Origin of the sequence: Nocardioides panacisoli (assembly GCF_039537325.1) — a bacterium.
GTDB classification, from domain to species: domain Bacteria; phylum Actinomycetota; class Actinomycetes; order Propionibacteriales; family Nocardioidaceae; genus Nocardioides; species Nocardioides panacisoli.
Genome location: NZ_BAABAH010000013.1, coordinates 83,703 through 99,880, shown reverse-complemented (window position 1 = coordinate 99,880; position 16,178 = coordinate 83,703). Strand labels below are relative to the sequence as shown.

Here is a 16,178-nt window from a genome sequence, read left to right as displayed (position 1 = left end):
GGGGACGTGAACGAACCCTCCGCCACCCCCCGCACCTGGCTCCCCGTCGCGGCCGTCTGCACCACGATGGTGCTCTGGGCCTCGGCGTTCGTGGGGATCCGCCACCTGGGGCACGACTTCTCCCCCGGCGCCCTCTCGCTCGGGCGGCTGCTCGTGGGCACCGTGGCGCTCGGCGCGGTGGCGCTGCCGCGCGGGCTGCCGCGGCCGTCCAAGCAGCAGTGGGTCCGGATCGTGGCGATCGGCGTGCTGTGGTTCGGCGTCTACAACGTCTCGCTCAACGCCGGCGAGCACCGGGTCGACGCGGGCACGGCGTCGCTGATCCTGCAGACCTCGCCGATCCTGATCGCCGTGCTCGCCGCGGCGTTCCTGGGCGAGCGGTTCACGCTCCAGCTCGGGATCGGCCTCACCCTGGCGTTCGCGGGCGTCGCCGTGATCGCACTGGCCGACGACGGCGGCGGCGCCGACCTGGTCGGGGTGCTCCTGTGCCTGGTCCCGGCCGCGGTCTACTCGACCAGCGTGATCCTGCAGAAGCCGCTCATGCAGGAGCTCTCGGCGGTCCACGTGACGTGGCTGGCGTGCACGGTCGGCATGATCGCCTGCCTCCCGTGGGCCGGCTCGCTCGTGCAGCAGGCGGCCGATGCCCCGCTGTCCTCCTCGCTCTGGCTGGTCTACCTCGGGGTGTTCCCGACGGCGATCGCGTTCACGACCTACGCCTACGCGCTGCGGCACATGAGCGCCTCGTCGCTGGGCGTCACGACGTACCTGGTCCCTCCCCTGACGATCGTCATGGGGCTGGTCTTCCTCGACGAGACCCCGCCGACGATCGCGTACGTCGGCGGCGCGCTCGCGCTGTTCGGCGTGTGGGTGGCGCGGCGGCGGAAGATCTCCACCAAGATCGATGTCGAGGAACCCGCGGCGGCTCCGTCCACGGTGTGAAGGCGGCGCGAAGGCCGCCTCGAACCCAAGGAGAACCCGATGGCCAAGTACCTGCTGCTCAAGCACTACCGCGGCGACCACGACATCGCCGCCGAGGACGTCGCGCCGATGGACCAGTGGACGCCGGAGGAGGTCAAGGCGCACATCGACTTCATGCTCGAGCTGACCGAGGACTTCAAGCGGCGCGGGGAGTTTGTCGACGCCCAGGCGCTCTCGCCGGAGGGCACCTTCGTCCGCTACGACGGGGAGGGCAAGCCGCCGGTCACCGACGGTCCGTTCGCCGAGACCAAGGACCTGATCGCCGGCTGGTGGGTCATCGACGTGGAGTCCGAGGAGCGGGCGCACGAGGCCGCGGCCTTCGCCTCGTCGGCGCCCGGGCCGGGCGGCAGGCCGATCCGGGAGTGGATCGAGGTCCGGCCGTTCATGTCCGAGCCGCCGACCATCACCGAGTGAGAACCGCTCGGTGAACGAGCTCCTCAAGGACCTGACGCCCCAGGTCCTCGGCATCCTCGTCCGCCGCGGCGCCGACTTCGCGGCGGCCGAGGACGCCGTGCAGGAGGCGCTGGTCGAGGCGGTGCGGCACTGGCCGGACCAGATGCCCGACGAGCCGCGGGCCTGGCTGGTCAAGGTCGCGACGCGGAAGCTGATCGACGCGCAGCGGGCGGAGTCCGCGCGTCGCCGGCGCGAGCTCAAGGTGCAGCTCGAGCCCCCGCCCGGCCCCACCGAGCACAGCGACGACACCCTGCTGCTGCTCAGCCGCTGCTGCCACCCCGACCTCACGCCGGCGTCCGCGGTCGCACTGACGCTCCGCGCGGTCGGCGGGCTGACGACCGCCCAGATCGCGCAGGCGTTCCTGGTGCCGGAGGCGACGATGGCGCAGCGGATCAGCCGGGCCAAGCGGACCGTGGCCGGCGGCTCGTTCGACACCCCCGGCGATGTCCAGGCGGTGCTGCGGGTCCTCTACCTCGTGTTCAACGAGGGCTTCACCGGCGAGGTCGACCTCGCCGAGGAGGCGATCCGGCTGACACGGCAGCTGGCCGCCGCCACCGACGACCCCGAGGTCGCCGGGCTGCTCGCACTGATGCTGCTGCACCACGCCCGGCGCGCCGCTCGGCGTACGTCCTCGGGGGAGGTCGTGCCGCTCGCCCAGCAGGACCGGTCGCTGTGGGACACCGCCATGGTCACCGAGGGCGTCGAGGTGCTGCAGGGTGCGCTGGCGCGGGACCGGCTCGGGGAGTACCAGGCGCAGGCCGCGATCGCCGCCCTGCACGACGACGCGGCGACCGCCGAGGAGACGGACTGGACCCAGGTGCTGGAGTGGTACGACGAGCTGCTCGCCCTCTCCGACAGCCCGGTCGTCGCGCTCAACCGGGCGGTCGCGGTCGGCGAGGCGGACGGGCCGCTCGCCGGGCTGCGCGCGCTCGACGGGGTCGACCCGGACCTGCCGCGGTGGGACGCGGTGGCGGCGTACCTCCACGAGAAGGCGGGAGAGTGCGCAGAGGCCGCCCGGCTGTACGCCGTCGCGGCCGCGAAGGCGACCAACGCCGCCGAGCGGGACCACCTGACCCGGCAGGCCGCGCGTCTCAACGCGAGCGCCTCGTCGGGCTCAGCGTGACCGTGGGGTCACTCTGAGCCCGACGCGCGCGCCTCGATGCCCGGCAGCAGGTGGTCGATCACCCGCTCGACCACGTCCGGCGACTTCAGGTCGGGGAAGTGGTCGTAGACCATGATCATCAGGATCGTGTTGGTGAACATCGCCGCCGCGATGCCGATGTCGATGTCCTCGCGGAGCTCGCCCTTCTCCACCCAGTAGCGGAACACCTCGCGGCCGGCCTCGCGCCGGCGCGCCATGTAGCGCTGCTGGTGCGCGCGGAGCTCGGCATTGCTCGCGCCCTCGAAGGTGATCACCCGCAGGATCCGCTGCTCCTTCTCCGACAGCGACGTGCGGATGCTCCTCCCCAGTCGGAGCAGGTCGTCGCGGGCCGAGATGTGCGGCAGCTCCAGCGCGACAGGCGACTTGATGCTGTCGACGGCCGCGGCCACCATCTCCTCCTTGGTCGGCCAGCGGCGGTAGATCGTCGCCTTCGAGGCGCCCGAGCGCGCGGCGACCGCCTCCATGCTGAGCGTGTTGAAGGAGCCCTGCTCCGCGATCATGTCGAGCACTGCGTCCAGGATCGCCTGGCTGGTCGCCTCGCTCCGCGGCCGTCCCGCGGCTCGGCGCGGGGCCGGGCCGTCGGGGTCGTCGGCGCTGGTGGTCACCTCGTCATTGTGGCTCACCCCTCGCCGACAGGCACGGCGACCGCCTCCTCGCGGGATGCCTGGCGTGCGGACTGGCGACCCGGGAAGAAGCGGGCGACGACGAGCATGCCGACGGCCGCGACGCCGGCCGCGAGATAGGCCGTCACGTGCATCGCGTCGATGAACGCCTCGTTGGCGCCGGCGACCACTTGGTGCGCGAACGCGGGGTCGAACCCGCCGCCCTCGAGGGCACCGTAGGTGGCCGCGAGCGAGGTGCGCGCCTCCTCGGGGAGACCGGGGACCGTCTCGCCGATCCGCGACTGGTAGGCCTGCGCCATCACGGTGCCCAGGACCGCCACGCCGAAGGCGCCGCCCACCTGGCGCAGCGTGTTGCCGAGCGCCGAGGCGACACCGGCGTGCTCGCGCGGCACCGAGGACATCAGGGTGTTCATCGCGGGCGGCATCAGGTTGGCCATCCCCATCGCCTGCAGGAAGAACAGCACGACCAGGATCCACAGCGGGGTGTCAGTGTCGAACTGGGCGATCGCGACGAACACGCCGCCGATCAGCGTCAGCGCCATCAGACCGAGGTTCCGGGCGCCGAACCGGGCCACGGCGGCGCTCGACAGCGGCGCGAACAGCATCATCCCGACCCCGAACGCGAGGAAGAGCAGACCGGCTTGCAGCGGCGTGCGGTCCCGGACGAGCTGGATGTAGAAGGTCATGAAGAAGAACAGTCCGAGCATCGCGAAGAAGACCAGCGCGATGATCGCCGATGCGGAGGCGAACCTCGGGTTGCGGAACAGCCGCACGTCGAGCGAGGCGTTCGGCGTACGGAGCTCCCACCCGACGAACGCCGCCAGCCCGACGACGCCCAGCGCGATCGTGCCCCAGATGTCGACTCCGGCCCACGAGCCGTCGTCGCCGGCCTTGATGATCCCGTAGGTCAGCGAGACCAGCGCGACGACCGAGATCGCCATCCCGACCAGGTCGGGACGGCCCTGGCGGCCGCGGGACTCCGGGGCGAGAAACGCGATCAGCCCGATCCCGAGGGCGACGATCGGCACGTTGATGAGGAAGACCGAGCCCCACCAGAAGTTCTCCAGCAGGCTGCCGCCGACGATCGGGCCGAGCGCGCCGCCGACCCCGACCGCTCCGGTCCAGATGCCCAGCGCCTTGGGGAACTCCTCCTCGGAGAAGATCGCGCGGACGATGGACAGCGTGGCAGGCATCATCGCGGCGGCGCCGGCGCCCATCAGCGCGCGGTAGCCGATCAGCTGCGCCGGGTCCTGGGCATACGCCGAGAGCAGGCTCGCGGCGCCGAACACGACCAGCCCGGCCAGCAGGATCCGCTTGCGGCCGATCCGGTCGCCGATCACGCCGAAGGCGAACAGCAGTCCGGCGAAGACCAGCGTGTAGGAGTTGATCATCCAGGCCAGCTCACCCTGAGAGGCGCCGAGCCCGTCCTCGGGATCGGCGAGGGTCTTGAGGGCGACGTTGAGGACCGTGTTGTCGAGGACGACGACGATCAGGCTGAGGACCAGGGCCGCCAGGATCAGCCAGCGGCGGGGATGACCGCTGTCGGTGCCGTCGACGGGTGCGGTCTCTGGTGCGGGTGCGGTCATGGGTGGCTCCGCTCGCTCGGTTCGTGGGATGCGTCCCACGCTAACGCGTTACGAAACGAGACGGTAGCGTTTTATTATTCCGCCGGAGAGGCGGCTTCCTCGGGGCCCTCGAGCCAGCCGCGGAACGCCTCCAGGTTCTTCGTCGGCTCGCCCCGGAGCTTGCGCCACTCCCACTCCTTGCGGATCGAGCTCTCGAAGCCGAGCTCGAGGATGCTGTTGAACGACTCGTCGGCGTAGGTCAGCACCGACCCGAGCAGCCGGTCGAGCTCCTCCGGGTTGGCGGCGCTGAGCGGGAGGCGGGCGTCGAGGTAGATGTCGCCGTGCGGGTCGAGCGCGAACGCGACGGCGTACATCCGCATGTTGCGCTCGAGCAGCCACCGGTAGACCCGCTCGAACTCCTCGTCCGGCCGCCGGCACACGAACGCGTGCACCGACAGCGCGTGCGGGCCGACGTCGACGCGCACCGGCGTCTGCAGCTTCCGCTCCCCCGGGAGCGCGAAGGTGAACATGCCGGGCTCGGGCTCCTCGTACTCGATCCCGGACTCGGTCAGGTGGTCGCGCACCGCGGCGAGCGCCGCCCGGTCGAGCTTCGTGTCGAAGTCCGTCATTCGGGGTCCCCGCGGCGTTGTTCGTCGGCGGAGCGAAGCGGGGGAGACGAAGAACGTCGTGGGGTGAACGTCATGCGGCCGAGGATCGCATGAGCTCCTGAGCGCGCTGGTAGACGGCCAGCGACTGCGCCGCAGTGGCGTCCCAGGAGAACCGGACGGCGTGGCGGCGGGCGCCGGCGGCGAGCCGGTCGCGGAAGGCGGGGTCGGCGGCGATCCGGCCGATCGCGGTCGCCCAGGTCGACGGGTCGTGGTCGGCGACGAGCAGGCCGCTCCGGCCGTCGCGGACGGCGGTGCCGAGACCGCCGACGTCGGCGGCGACCACGGGCGTGCCGGCGGCCTGCGCCTCGATCGCGACCAGGCCGAACGACTCGTTGTAGGACGGTACGGCGACCAGGGTGGCGGCGGCGTACCACTCCGCGAGCTCGTCCTGCGCCACGGGCGGCACGAACCGGACCACGTCGGCGATGCCGAGACCGGCGGCCAGGTCGGCGAGCGCGGTGGGGTGCTCCAGCCCGGAGCCGGACGGCCCGCCGACCACCGGGACGACGAGACGCTCACGGAGCGCGGGCTCGCGGTCGAGGAGCACGGCGATCGCGCGGAGCAGCACGTCGGGAGCCTTCAGGGGCTGGATCCGGCCGGCGAACAGCGGGACGATCGCGTCCTGCGGGATCCCGCGAGCGGCGCGGGCGGCGGCGCGCGCGGCCGGGCCGAGCGGCCGGAAGAGCTCGGTGTCCACGCCGGGGTGGACGACCTCGACGCGGGCGGGGTCGGCGTCGTAGAGGTCGAGGAGCTGACCGGCCTCGATGCCGGTGTTCGCCACCAGCAGGTCCGCGGCCTCGACGACCTGCTCCTCGCCGATCACCCGCTGGGCGGGCTCGGGGGCGTCGCCGTCGGCGAGCGCGGCGTTCTTGACCTTCGCCATCGTGTGCATGGAGTGCACGAGCGGCACGCCCCAGCGGTCGGCCGCCAGTGCGCCCACCTGGCCGGAGAGCCAGTAGTGGGAGTGGATGACGTCGTAGTGGCCGACCGGGAACATCGCCTCGGTGCGCAGCACCTCGCGCGCGAACACGCACATCTGCCCGGGCAGCTCGTTCTTGGTCAGCCCCTCGAACGGCCCCGCGTGGATGTGCCGCACGGTGACGCCGTCGGCCAGCTGGACGACCGGGTCGACGCTGGAGCTCGTGGCCCGGGTGAACACGTCGACCTCGATGCCCTGGCGGGCCAGCCGGCGGGCCAGCTCGACGACGTAGACGTTCATGCCGCCCGCGTCGCCCGTGCCGGGCTGGTCGAGGGGTGAGGTGTGCAGGCTGATCATCGCGACCCGCCCGATCCGCTGCACCGCGCCTCCTGTGGTCCGGCCCTGACTCTCCGCAGCGTGCAACCACGCGGTGCGTGATCGCATTCCCGTACCCGGGACAATGGGTCCATGAGTACCCCTCTCGCCGTCGTCACCGGTGCGTCCAGCGGGATCGGAGCGGCGACCGCCCGCCGGCTCGCGGCCGAGGGGTTCGAGGTCGTCTGCGCGGCCCGCCGCGCGGACCGGATCGAGGCGCTGGCCGCGGAGATCGGCGGGCGTGCCGTGGTGTGCGACGTGACCTCGGAGGAGTCCGTCCGCGCACTCGCGGAGGCGGTGGGCCCGCGGCTCGACGTACTCGTGAACAACGCGGGCGGCGCCTTCGGGCTCTCACCGGTCGCCGAGGCGGACAGCGAGCAGTGGCGGCGGATGTACGACGTCAACGTGATCGGTCTGATGCAGGTCACCCGCGCCCTGCTGCCGGCGCTCGTCGCGAGCGGCGCCGGCGTGATCGTGAACGTCGGGTCGACGGCGGGGCGGGTGGCCTACGAGGGCGGGGCCGGCTACACCGCCGCCAAGCACGGCACCCAGGTGGTCACCGAGACGCTGCGGCTGGAGCTGTTCGACCAGCCGGTGCGGGTCTGCGAGGTCGCCCCGGGCATGGTCCGGACCGACGAGTTCGCGCTGGTGCGCTTCGAGGGCGACCAGGAACGCGCCGACGCCGTCTATGCCGGCGTCGCCGAGCCCCTCACCGCCGACGACGTCGCCGACGCCATCGCCTGGGTCGCCACCCGTCCCGCCCACGTCAACATCGACGAGCTGGTCATCAAGCCGCGCGCCCAGGCGGCCCACCACAAGGTGCACCGGGTCCAGGGTTGAACCCTCAGTTCGAGCACCTCGAACTGAGGGTTCAACCGAGCGCGCGGTCCAGCGCCGCCTCGACGTGGAGCGTGGTGCAGGGCAGCACGGGCAGGTCGGAGTCGGCCTGCTTGACCAGCAGCTCGAGCTCGGAGCAGCCCAGGATCACGCCGCCGGCGCCGGCGTCCCAGAGCTCGTCGATCAGCCCGACCACCTGGCGGCGGGAGGCGTCGAGGACCTTCCCGTGCACCAGCTCGTCGTAGATGATCCGGTTCAGCTCGTCGTGGTGGCCCTCCTCGGGGACGAGCACCTCGAGCCCGTGCCGGGCGATCCGGTCGGTGAAGAAGGTCCGCGACATCGCGAACCGGGTGCCGAGCAGCGCGACCGACTCGATCCCCTTGGCCTTCGCCTCCTCGGCGACCACGTCGCCCAGGTGCAGCAGCGGGATGCCGATCGCCGCCTCGACCTGCTCGGCGACGCGGTGGAAGGTCGTCGTACAGAGCATCAGGAAGTCCGCGCCCGCCCGCTCGACCGCCTTCGCCGCGCCGGCGAGGACGTCGGCGACCGCGTCCCAGTCCTCGGCCTCCTGCATCGCGGTCACCTCCGCGAAGTCGACCGAGGCCAGCACCGTCTTCGCCGACGAGAGCCCGCCGAGCCGCTCCTCGACGCCGCGGTTGAGCAGCTCGTAGTAGGCCGCGCTGCTCTCCCAGCTCATCCCGCCGACGAGTCCGATGGTCTGCATGGGCGCATGCTATCCGGGTCAGGCCGGGGCCCGGTCCGGCGGAAAGCCGCCGCTCGCGATCGGTCCCCAGTCGTCGATGGTGATCCGGATCAGTGACTTGCCCTGACGGCGCATCGCCGCGCGATAGTCGTCCCAGTCCGGGTGCTCGCCGGAGATGCAGCGGTAGTAGTCGACCAGCGCGTCCTCCGCCTCCGGCATGTCGAGCACCTCGGCGGTGCCGTCGAGCTGGACGTAGGGGTCGTTCCAGTCCTCCCCGTGCACCAGCACGGTCGCTGCCGGGTCGCGGCGCAGGTTGGCCGCCTTGGCGCGGTCGGGGTACGTCGACACCACGACCCTGCCCCGCTCGTCCAGGCCTCCGGTCACGGGCGACACCTGCAGCCGCCCGTCGCGGCGGTGGGTGACCAGGGTCAGCCGGTGGCGGGGGCGGACGAAGTCGAGGAGCGCGTCGCGGTCGACCCGCTCCGCCTTGGCGATGGTGACCATGCCGTCGACACTAGACAACGGCCCGGAAGGACCCCGGGCGGCCGGTTCGCGGATGCGAGGGTCGGCGGGACCCGCGGATAGGCTGTTCCCTCGTGTCCAGGACCCTCCGCAACGATCTCCGCAACGTGGCCATCGTGGCCCACGTCGACCACGGCAAGACGACCCTCGTCGACGCGATGCTCCGCCAGGCCGGCGCCTTCACCGAGCACCAGGCCGAGAGCGTGGCCGACCGGGTGATGGACAGCGGTGACCTCGAGCGCGAGAAGGGCATCACGATCCTCGCGAAGAACACCGCGGTGCACTACCGCGGCCCGTCCGCGCACGAGCTGCTCGGTGCGGACGCCGCCGGCGGGATGGTCATCAACATCATCGACACCCCCGGGCACGCCGACTTCGGCGGCGAGGTCGAGCGGGGCCTGTCGATGGTCGACGGCATCGTGCTGCTCGTCGACGCCTCTGAGGGCCCGCTCCCCCAGACCCGCTTCGTGCTGCGCAAGGCGCTGAACGCCGACATGCCGGTGATCCTCGTCGTCAACAAGACCGACCGGAGCGACGCGCGCATCGACGAGGTCGTCGACGAGACCTACGAGCTGTTCATGGACCTGCTCGACGAGAACCACAGCCAGGACGCGCTCGACTTCCCGGTCGTGTTCGCCTCCGGCAAGGCCGGCATCGCCTCGCTCGAGAAGCCGGAGAACGGCACGCTGCCCGAGGGCAAGGACCTCGAGCCGCTGTTCCGCACGATCCTGGAGACCATCCCGGCGCCGTCGTACGACGAGGGCGCGCCGCTGCAGGCCCACGTCACGAACCTCGACGCCTCGCCGTTCCTCGGCCGGCTCGCGCTGCTGCGGATCAAGCAGGGCGAGCTCAAGAAGGGCCAGACCGTGGCCTGGATCCGCCGCGACGGCGACATCAAGAACGTCCGCGTCACCGAGCTCCTCGTCACCGAGGGCCTCGAGCGCAAGCCCGGCGAGAAGGCCGGACCGGGCGACATCGTCGCGGTCGCCGGCATCCCGGAGATCACCATCGGCGAGACGCTCGCCGACCCCGAGAACCCGATCGCGCTGCCGCTGATCCACGTCGACGAGCCGGCGATCTCGATGACGATCGGCACCAACACCTCCCCGCTGGTCGGCAAGGGCGGCAAGGGCCACAAGGTCACCGCGCGGCTGGTCAAGGACCGCCTCGACGCCGAGCTGGTCGGCAACGTGTCGCTGCGCGTGCTGCCGACCGACCGCCCCGACGCGTGGGAGGTGCAGGGCCGCGGCGAGCTGGCGCTCGCGATCCTGGTCGAGCAGATGCGCCGCGAGGGCTACGAGCTGACGGTCGGCAAGCCACAGGTCGTCACCCGCGAGATCGACGGCAAGCTGCACGAGCCGTTCGAGCGGCTCACCATCGACGCTCCGGAGGAGTTCCTCGGCACCATCACCGAGCTGCTCGCCAGCCGCAAGGGCCGGATGGAGGGGATGACCAACCACGGCACCGGCTGGGTGCGCATGGAGTTCGTCGTCCCGGCGCGCGGCCTGATCGGGTTCCGCACCGACTTCCTCACCGAGACCCGCGGCACGGGCATCGCGCACTCGATCTTCGACGGCTACTTCCCGTGGGCAGGCGAGATCCGCTCCCGTCAGTCCGGCTCGCTCGTCGCGGACCGCGCGGGCGTTTCCTCGTCCTACGCCATGACCTCGCTGCAGGAGCGCGGCGTGATGTTCGTCGACCCGGGCACCGAGGTCTACGAGGGCATGATCGTCGGCGAGAACTCCCGCGCCGACGACATGGACGTCAACATCACCAAGGAGAAGCAGCAGACCAACATCCGGTCCGCCACCTCCGACAACTTCGAGAAGCTCATCCCGCCGAAGAAGCTCTCCCTCGAGCAGTGCCTGGAGTTCTGCCGCGAGGACGAGTGCGTCGAGATCACCCCGGAGACGGTGCGGATCCGCAAGGTGGTCCTCGACCAGAACGAGCGGGCCAAGACCGCCGCCCGGGCCCGCAAGGCGAACCGGTAGGAGACCGGCCGGCGTGAGCGTGCTCGACGACCTGGTCGGGCGGGCGCACGCCCTGGTCCGCCCCGGCCGCCGTGCGGTGCTCGGACTGTGCGGACCGCCCGGCGCCGGCAAGTCGACCCTCGCCGCACGGCTGGTCGGGGCGCTCGGTGAGGCGGCGGTCGTCGTACCGCTCGACGGCTTCCACCTCCACGACGAAGAGCTCGCGCGGCTCGGCCGGTCGGACCGCAAGGGCGCCCCGGACACCTTCGACGTCGGCGGGTACGTCGCGCTGCTGCGGCGGCTGCGTGAGGAGGACACCGTCCATGCGCCGGTGTTCGACCGTGACCGCGAGCTGGCGCTGGCCGGCGCGATCGCCGTGCTGCCGCAGCACCGGCTCGTCGTCACCGAGGGCAACTACCTGCTGCTGGACCAGCCGGGCTGGCGCGACGTGCGCGGGCTCCTCGACGAGTGCTGGTACGTCGACCTGTCCGACGCGGTCCGCGTACCGCGCCTGATCGCGCGGCACGTGCAGCACGGCCGCACACCGGCTGACGCCGAGGAGTGGGTGCGACGCTCCGACGAGTCGAACGCACGGCTCGTCGTACCGACGCGCGAACGCGCCGACCTGGTCGTGACGGCCGACTGACAGACTCGCGGTCATGGCCTACGAGACCATCGACTGGACGGTCGACGCCGACGGCGTCGCGACGCTGACCCTGAGCCGGCCGGACGCGCTGAACGCGTTCGACCTGACCATGGCGCGCGAGCTGGAGCAGGTCTTCCTCGCCGACGCCCGCGACGACGACGTCCGCGCGGTCGTGGTGACCGGGTCGGGTCGCGCCTTCTGCGCCGGCATGGACCTCTCGGCGGACGGCAACGTCTTCGGGCTGGACGAGTCGCTGCGGCCGACGCCGGAGGAGTTCCGGGCCGCGTTCGACCAGGCGCCGTACAACGAGGGCGTCCGCGACACCGGCGGCAAGGTGACCCTCGCGATCCACGCCCTGCCGAAGCCGGTGATCGCCGCTATCAACGGCCCGGCCGTCGGCATCGGGGCGACGATGACGCTGGCGATGGACCTGCGGCTCGCGTCCACGAAGGCGCGGATCGGGTTCGTGTTCGGGCGGCTCGGCATCGTGCCGGAGGCGTGCTCCAGCTGGTTCCTGCCGCGGATCGTGGGCATCCAGCAGGCGCTCGAGTGGGTCTACTCCGCCGACATCCTGACCGCGGAGCAGGCCCATGCCGGCCGGCTGGTCCGCTCCCTGCACGAGCCGGACGACCTCGTCCCCGCCGCCCTCGAGCTCGCCCGGTCGTTCGTCAAGGACCGGTCGACGGTCGCCCTCGGCCTCGCCAAGCAGCTCCTCTACCGCAACAGCGCCGCCGCCGAGCCGCTCGAGGCGCACCTGTCGGACTCGCTCGCGATGTACTACGCCTCGATCGCCGACGGCAAGGAGGGCGTCGCCGCCTTCCTCGAGAAGCGCACCCCCGAGTTCCGCGGCCGCGCCTCGGAGGTCCCGCGCATCTTCCCCTGATCCTCGTCGAACCCTCACTTCGAGCCCGCCGAACCCTCACTTCGAGCCCGCCGAACCCTCACTTCGAGCCCGCCGAACCCTCACTTCGAGCCCGCCGAAGGCTAGGTTCGGCCCCGTGCTCCTCGACCTCCAGCTCGACGGCCGTCCGGACCAGGCGTTCACCCGCGCGCAGGAGCTGAGCGCTGCGGGAGCCGCCGGGCTGTTCACCTTCGAGGGCCCCCACGACGTGTTCCTCCCCCTCGCGGCCGTCGCCGGGAGGGTCGATGCCGACCTGATGACCAACGTCGCGATCGCGATGCCCCGCAGCCCGATGCACCTCGCCCACGCGGCGTGGGACCTGCAGCTGATGAGCGGTGGACGGTTCCGGCTCGGTCTCGGCTCCCAGATCCGGCCGCACATCGAGAAGAGGTACGGCGCCACGTGGTCGCCGCCCGCGGCCCGGATGCGGGAGATCGTGCTCGCGGTCAAGGCGATCCTCTCGGCCTGGCAGGACGGGACCCGGCTCGAGTTCCGCGGCGAGCACACCACGCACACGCTGATGCCGCCGACGTTCGTGCCGGGGCCGAACCCCTACGGTCCCCCGCCGGTGCTGCTCGGCGCGCTCGGGCCGGTCATGACCCGCACGGCCGCGGAGGTCGCCGACGGCCTGCTGGTCATGCCGTTCCACAGCCACCGCCACTTCCGGGAGCGAACCCTGCCCGCGGTCGCCGAAGGGCTGGCGCGGGCGGGGCGCGATGCGTCCGACTTCCCCCTCTATCCGCAGGCCATCGTGGCCATGGGGCGGACCGACGCCGAGCTCGCTCAGGCCGCGGTCGGCGTACGAGCCCTGCTGGCGTTCTACGGCTCGACCCCGGCTTACCGCCCGGTCCTCGAGGTCGAGGGCTGGGAGGACGTGCAACCCGAGCTCAACCGGCTGTCCAAGGTCGGCGACGTCGCCGCGATGATCGAGCTGGTCACCGACGACATGCTCTCGACGCTGGCTGTCGTGGGTACCCCCGAGGAGTGCGCTGCCGAGGTGCTGCGCCGGTTCGGCGACGTCGCGCCCCGGGTGTGCTGCTACTTCCCCGGCTCCGAGCCAGCGGCTGAGCACGTGGCCGCGTTGGCGTCAGCGCTCCGAACCGACGGTTCAACGGGCTCGAACTGAGGGTTCGACGGGCTCGAACTGAGGGTTCGACAGGCTCGAACTGAGGGTTCGACGTCAACCCGCGAGCCGCGCCCCCGACTCGGTGTCGAAGACGTGGACGGCGGCGGGGTCGGCGGTGAGGCGGACCTCCTGGCCGCGGGTGAGGGTCTGGCGGCCGGTGACGCGGGCGACGATCTGCGGGAGCACGCCGCCCACGGGTCGCTCCGAGGCGCCGGCGGGGGTGGCGTAGACGTAGGCGTCGGCGCCGAGCTCCTCGACGACGACGACCTGGACCGGGTAGCCGGGCTCGTCGGGGCCGGCGACGCGCCACGCCTCGGGGCGGATGCCGAGGGTGACCGCGCCGGAGGAGGCGGCGGCCGCCGTACGGTCGATCGGCAGCTCGAAGCCGTCGACGACGGCGATGCCGTCGCCGGCGGTCTTGGCGCTGAGCAGGTTCATCGCGGGCGAGCCGATGAAGCCGGCGACGAAGAGGTTGACGGGCCGGTCGTAGAGCGCCAGCGGGGTGTCGACCTGCTGGAGCAGGCCGTCCTTCATCACCGCGACCCGGTGGCCCATCGTCATCGCCTCGACCTGGTCGTGGGTGACGTAGACCGTGGTGATCCCGAGCCGCTGCTGCAGCGCCGCGATCTGGGTGCGGGTGGAGACCCGCAGCTTCGCGTCGAGGTTGGAGAGCGGCTCGTCCATCAGGAACACCTGCGGCTGCCGCACGATCGCGCGGCCCATGGCGACCCGCTGACGCTGGCCGCCGGACAGCGCCTTCGGCTTGCGGTCGAGCACGTCGGTGAGGTCGAGCAGCTTCGCGGCCTCGACCACGCGCTCGCGCCGGTCGGCCTTGCCGACGCCGGCGATCTTGAGCGCGAACGCCATGTTGTCGGCGACGCTGAGGTGCGGGTAGAGCGCGTAATTCTGGAAGACCATCGCGATGTCGCGGTCCTTGGGCGCCACGTTGGTGACGTCCTGGTCACCGATCCAGATCGCGCCCGCGGTGCACTCCTCGAGCCCGGCCAGCATCCGCAGCGAGGTCGACTTCCCGCACCCCGAGGGGCCGACCAGGACCACGAACTCGCCGTCCTCGATGGACAGGTCGAAGTCGCTCACCGCGGCGCTCTTCGCGCCCGGGTAGACGTGCTCGGCGTGCTCGAACCGCACCGTCGCCATGGGTTTCCTTCCGGCCGGCCGCCCGCTGGCAGGGGTGGCCTCGGTCATGTCGTCGGCACACAGTACGACGACCGCACGCCGGCGTCTAGTGGAAGCGCTTTCATACACAGTCTCGAGGGCTGCCCGGATTCTCAGGCGGGCCTTGACACCGATTGTGACCAGTGTCATGGTGGCGCGGTCATCCAGAGTGGAAGCGCTCTCACACCTTCCACGGCGCAAGTCAGGAGAGTCACCGTGCGCAAACGGACCGCCCCCACCCGACGACTGCTCGCCGCAGCAGCCGCCGGATCCCTCCTCCTCGGCCTGACGGCCGCGTGCGGCGACAACTCCGACCCGACGAAGTCGGCGAAGCAGGAGTCGCTCGGCGAGGGAGACCAGCTGACCATCACCACGTTCGGCGAGTTCGGCTACGACGAGCTCATCGACCAGTGGAACCAGGAGAACCCCGACATCCAGGTCAAGCAGACCAAGGTGGCGCTCTGGGACGACTGGAAGAACGAGCTCAACACCGATCTCCAGGCCGGCTCCGGCCTCCCGGACGTCGTCGCGATCGAGGGCGACTACATGCCCGCGGTCGTCGCCGCCCCCGACCGCTGGGTCGACCTGTCCCAGTCCGAGGTCGACGGACGGTGGCTCGACTTCAAGAGCGCCGCCGCGACCACGCCGGACGGCGCGCTGCTCGGCTACGCGACCGACGCCGGCCCCGAGGCGATCTGCTACCGCGCGGACCTGTTCAAGGACGCCGGCCTGCCGACCGACCGCGACGAGGTCGCGAAGCTGATGACGACCTGGGACGACTACTTCTCCCTCGGCGAGCAGTTCGTCAAGAACTCCGACGCCTACTGGTACGACGCCAGCGGCTCGGTCGCGCAGGCGATGCTGAACCAGGTCCCCTACCCGTTCGAGAAGTCCGACAACGCCGTCGACATCGAGAACGACGGCCTCAAGAACGTCTACCAGACCGTCTCCTCGCACGTCGGCGACCTCTCGCCGCAGGTTCCGCAGTGGAGCGACGACTGGACCGCGAACTTCGCCGACAGCAAGGTCGCGACCGTGCCCTGCCCGGGCTGGATGCGCAGCAACATCAAGGACAACACCGGTGACCCGGCGCCCAAGGGCGCGGTCTGGGACGTCGCCGACGTCTTCCCCGGCGGCGGTGGCAACTGGGGCGGGTCCTACCTCGCGATCCCGAAGACCTCCACGCACCAGGAGGACGCGCTGAAGTTCATCACGTGGATCACCGCGCCGGAGCAGCAGGCGCAGATCTTCGAGAAGTACGGCAACTTCCCCTCGCAGGTCGACGCGCTGTCCGACCCGAAGGTCACCAGCTTCACCGACGAGTACTTCAACAACGCCCCGGTGGGCGAGATCTTCGCGGACCGCGCGGCGGCGATCGACGTACAGCCCTACAAGGGGCCGCTCTACTCCGACATCCTCGGCAAGTTCCAGGACGCCATCAACCGGGTCGACGCGGGCAAGGACCCCGACGAGTCGTGGGCGACCTTCGAACAAGACGTCGCGTCGCTCCAGTGACACTCTCGGGTCCACTGGACTGACCGACCCGTGCCAGGCCGC

Annotated in this window: 16 protein-coding genes; 9 read left to right on the top strand and 7 right to left on the bottom strand. The window is 71.5% G+C overall.

Going from position 1 to position 16,178, the window contains the following annotated elements; translation table 11 throughout:
* Positions 1-6 precede the first annotated feature (6 nt).
* The 3 genes from ABD709_RS16465 to ABD709_RS16455 are packed head-to-tail and all read left to right on the top strand — an operon-like array spanning position 7 to position 2,551.
* The gene (locus tag ABD709_RS16465) at positions 7-936 is read left to right on the top strand and encodes a DMT family transporter (protein ID WP_344777380.1); all 930 of its coding nucleotides are present in this window, start codon (positions 7-9) and stop codon (positions 934-936) included.
* 39 nt (positions 937-975) lie between these two features.
* Positions 976-1,389, top strand: a complete 414-nt coding sequence (locus ABD709_RS16460; RefSeq protein ID WP_344777378.1) for a YciI family protein — start codon at positions 976-978, stop codon at positions 1,387-1,389.
* A 10-nt stretch (positions 1,390-1,399) separates the two neighbouring features.
* Positions 1,400-2,551, top strand: a complete 1,152-nt coding sequence (locus tag ABD709_RS16455) for an RNA polymerase sigma factor (RefSeq protein WP_344777376.1) — start codon at positions 1,400-1,402, stop codon at positions 2,549-2,551.
* Between the two features lie 8 nt (positions 2,552-2,559).
* Here ABD709_RS16455 and ABD709_RS16450 read toward each other — a convergent pair whose 3' ends face one another.
* From ABD709_RS16450 to mshA, 4 genes are all read right to left on the bottom strand, one after another.
* Complete coding sequence (locus ABD709_RS16450; protein WP_344777374.1) at positions 2,560-3,195, bottom strand: TetR/AcrR family transcriptional regulator; 636 nt, start codon at positions 3,193-3,195, stop codon at positions 2,560-2,562.
* A 14-nt stretch (positions 3,196-3,209) separates the two neighbouring features.
* Positions 3,210-4,799, bottom strand: coding sequence for an MFS transporter (locus ABD709_RS16445; RefSeq protein ID WP_344777372.1), 1,590 nt, complete (start codon positions 4,797-4,799; stop codon positions 3,210-3,212).
* 74 nt (positions 4,800-4,873) lie between these two features.
* Positions 4,874-5,407, bottom strand: a complete 534-nt coding sequence (locus ABD709_RS16440; RefSeq protein WP_344777370.1) for a type III secretion system chaperone family protein — start codon at positions 5,405-5,407, stop codon at positions 4,874-4,876.
* Positions 5,408-5,477: 70 nt separating this feature from the next.
* Positions 5,478-6,746: a D-inositol-3-phosphate glycosyltransferase gene (gene mshA / locus ABD709_RS16435; RefSeq protein WP_425575156.1), complete on the bottom strand. Its 1,269-nt coding sequence runs from the start codon at positions 6,744-6,746 to the stop codon at positions 5,478-5,480.
* Positions 6,747-6,833: 87 nt separating this feature from the next.
* Here mshA and ABD709_RS16430 point away from each other — a divergent pair, with 87 nt between their 5' ends.
* On the top strand, positions 6,834-7,580 hold the full coding sequence (locus ABD709_RS16430; RefSeq protein ID WP_344777368.1) for an SDR family NAD(P)-dependent oxidoreductase: 747 nt from the start codon (positions 6,834-6,836) through the stop codon (positions 7,578-7,580).
* Positions 7,581-7,611: 31 nt separating this feature from the next.
* Here ABD709_RS16430 and ABD709_RS16425 read toward each other — a convergent pair whose 3' ends face one another.
* Both ABD709_RS16425 and ABD709_RS16420 read right to left on the bottom strand, forming a co-directional pair.
* Positions 7,612-8,301, bottom strand: a complete 690-nt coding sequence (locus ABD709_RS16425) for an aspartate/glutamate racemase family protein (RefSeq protein ID WP_344777366.1) — start codon at positions 8,299-8,301, stop codon at positions 7,612-7,614.
* 18 nt (positions 8,302-8,319) lie between these two features.
* Positions 8,320-8,784 carry a PPOX class F420-dependent oxidoreductase gene (locus ABD709_RS16420; protein ID WP_344777364.1) on the bottom strand — a complete coding sequence of 155 codons (465 nt, stop codon included), beginning with the start codon at positions 8,782-8,784 and terminating at the stop codon, positions 8,320-8,322.
* A 92-nt stretch (positions 8,785-8,876) separates the two neighbouring features.
* Between ABD709_RS16420 and typA the strand changes: the two genes are divergently transcribed.
* The 4 genes from typA (at position 8,877) to ABD709_RS16400 (ending at position 13,445) form a co-directional block, all read left to right on the top strand.
* On the top strand, positions 8,877-10,793 hold the full coding sequence (typA, locus tag ABD709_RS16415; protein WP_344777362.1) for a translational GTPase TypA: 1,917 nt from the start codon (positions 8,877-8,879) through the stop codon (positions 10,791-10,793).
* Between the two features lie 13 nt (positions 10,794-10,806).
* A complete protein-coding gene (locus ABD709_RS16410; RefSeq protein ID WP_344777360.1) occupies positions 10,807-11,418 on the top strand; it encodes a nucleoside/nucleotide kinase family protein in 612 nt (203 codons plus the stop codon).
* Positions 11,419-11,431: 13 nt separating this feature from the next.
* Positions 11,432-12,301 (top strand): crotonase/enoyl-CoA hydratase family protein, encoded by an 870-nt coding sequence (locus ABD709_RS16405; protein ID WP_344777358.1) that lies wholly within the window; start codon positions 11,432-11,434, stop codon positions 12,299-12,301.
* A 115-nt stretch (positions 12,302-12,416) separates the two neighbouring features.
* Positions 12,417-13,445 (top strand): TIGR03617 family F420-dependent LLM class oxidoreductase, encoded by a 1,029-nt coding sequence (locus tag ABD709_RS16400; protein WP_344777356.1) that lies wholly within the window; start codon positions 12,417-12,419, stop codon positions 13,443-13,445.
* Positions 13,446-13,499: 54 nt separating this feature from the next.
* Here ABD709_RS16400 and ABD709_RS16395 read toward each other — a convergent pair whose 3' ends face one another.
* Entirely contained in the window at positions 13,500-14,603 is a 1,104-nt protein-coding gene (locus tag ABD709_RS16395) for an ABC transporter ATP-binding protein (RefSeq protein ID WP_344777354.1), read from the bottom strand.
* A 234-nt stretch (positions 14,604-14,837) separates the two neighbouring features.
* Here ABD709_RS16395 and ABD709_RS16390 point away from each other — a divergent pair, with 234 nt between their 5' ends.
* Entirely contained in the window at positions 14,838-16,136 is a 1,299-nt protein-coding gene (locus ABD709_RS16390; protein WP_344777352.1) for an ABC transporter substrate-binding protein, read from the top strand.
* Positions 16,137-16,178 lie beyond the last annotated feature (42 nt).

Coding starts and splice junctions, on each gene's coding strand:
- ABD709_RS16460 (WP_344777378.1), top strand. CDS start 976: ATGGCCAAGTACCTGCTGCTCAAGCACTACCGCGGCGACCACGACATC.
- ABD709_RS16445 (WP_344777372.1), bottom strand. CDS start 4,799: ATGACCGCACCCGCACCAGAGACCGCACCCGTCGACGGCACCGACAGC.
- ABD709_RS16440 (WP_344777370.1), bottom strand. CDS start 5,407: ATGACGGACTTCGACACGAAGCTCGACCGGGCGGCGCTCGCCGCGGTG.
- ABD709_RS16430 (WP_344777368.1), top strand. CDS start 6,834: ATGAGTACCCCTCTCGCCGTCGTCACCGGTGCGTCCAGCGGGATCGGA.
- ABD709_RS16425 (WP_344777366.1), bottom strand. CDS start 8,301: ATGCAGACCATCGGACTCGTCGGCGGGATGAGCTGGGAGAGCAGCGCG.
- ABD709_RS16420 (WP_344777364.1), bottom strand. CDS start 8,784: ATGGTCACCATCGCCAAGGCGGAGCGGGTCGACCGCGACGCGCTCCTC.
- ABD709_RS16405 (WP_344777358.1), top strand. CDS start 11,432: ATGGCCTACGAGACCATCGACTGGACGGTCGACGCCGACGGCGTCGCG.
- ABD709_RS16395 (WP_344777354.1), bottom strand. CDS start 14,603: ATGGCGACGGTGCGGTTCGAGCACGCCGAGCACGTCTACCCGGGCGCG.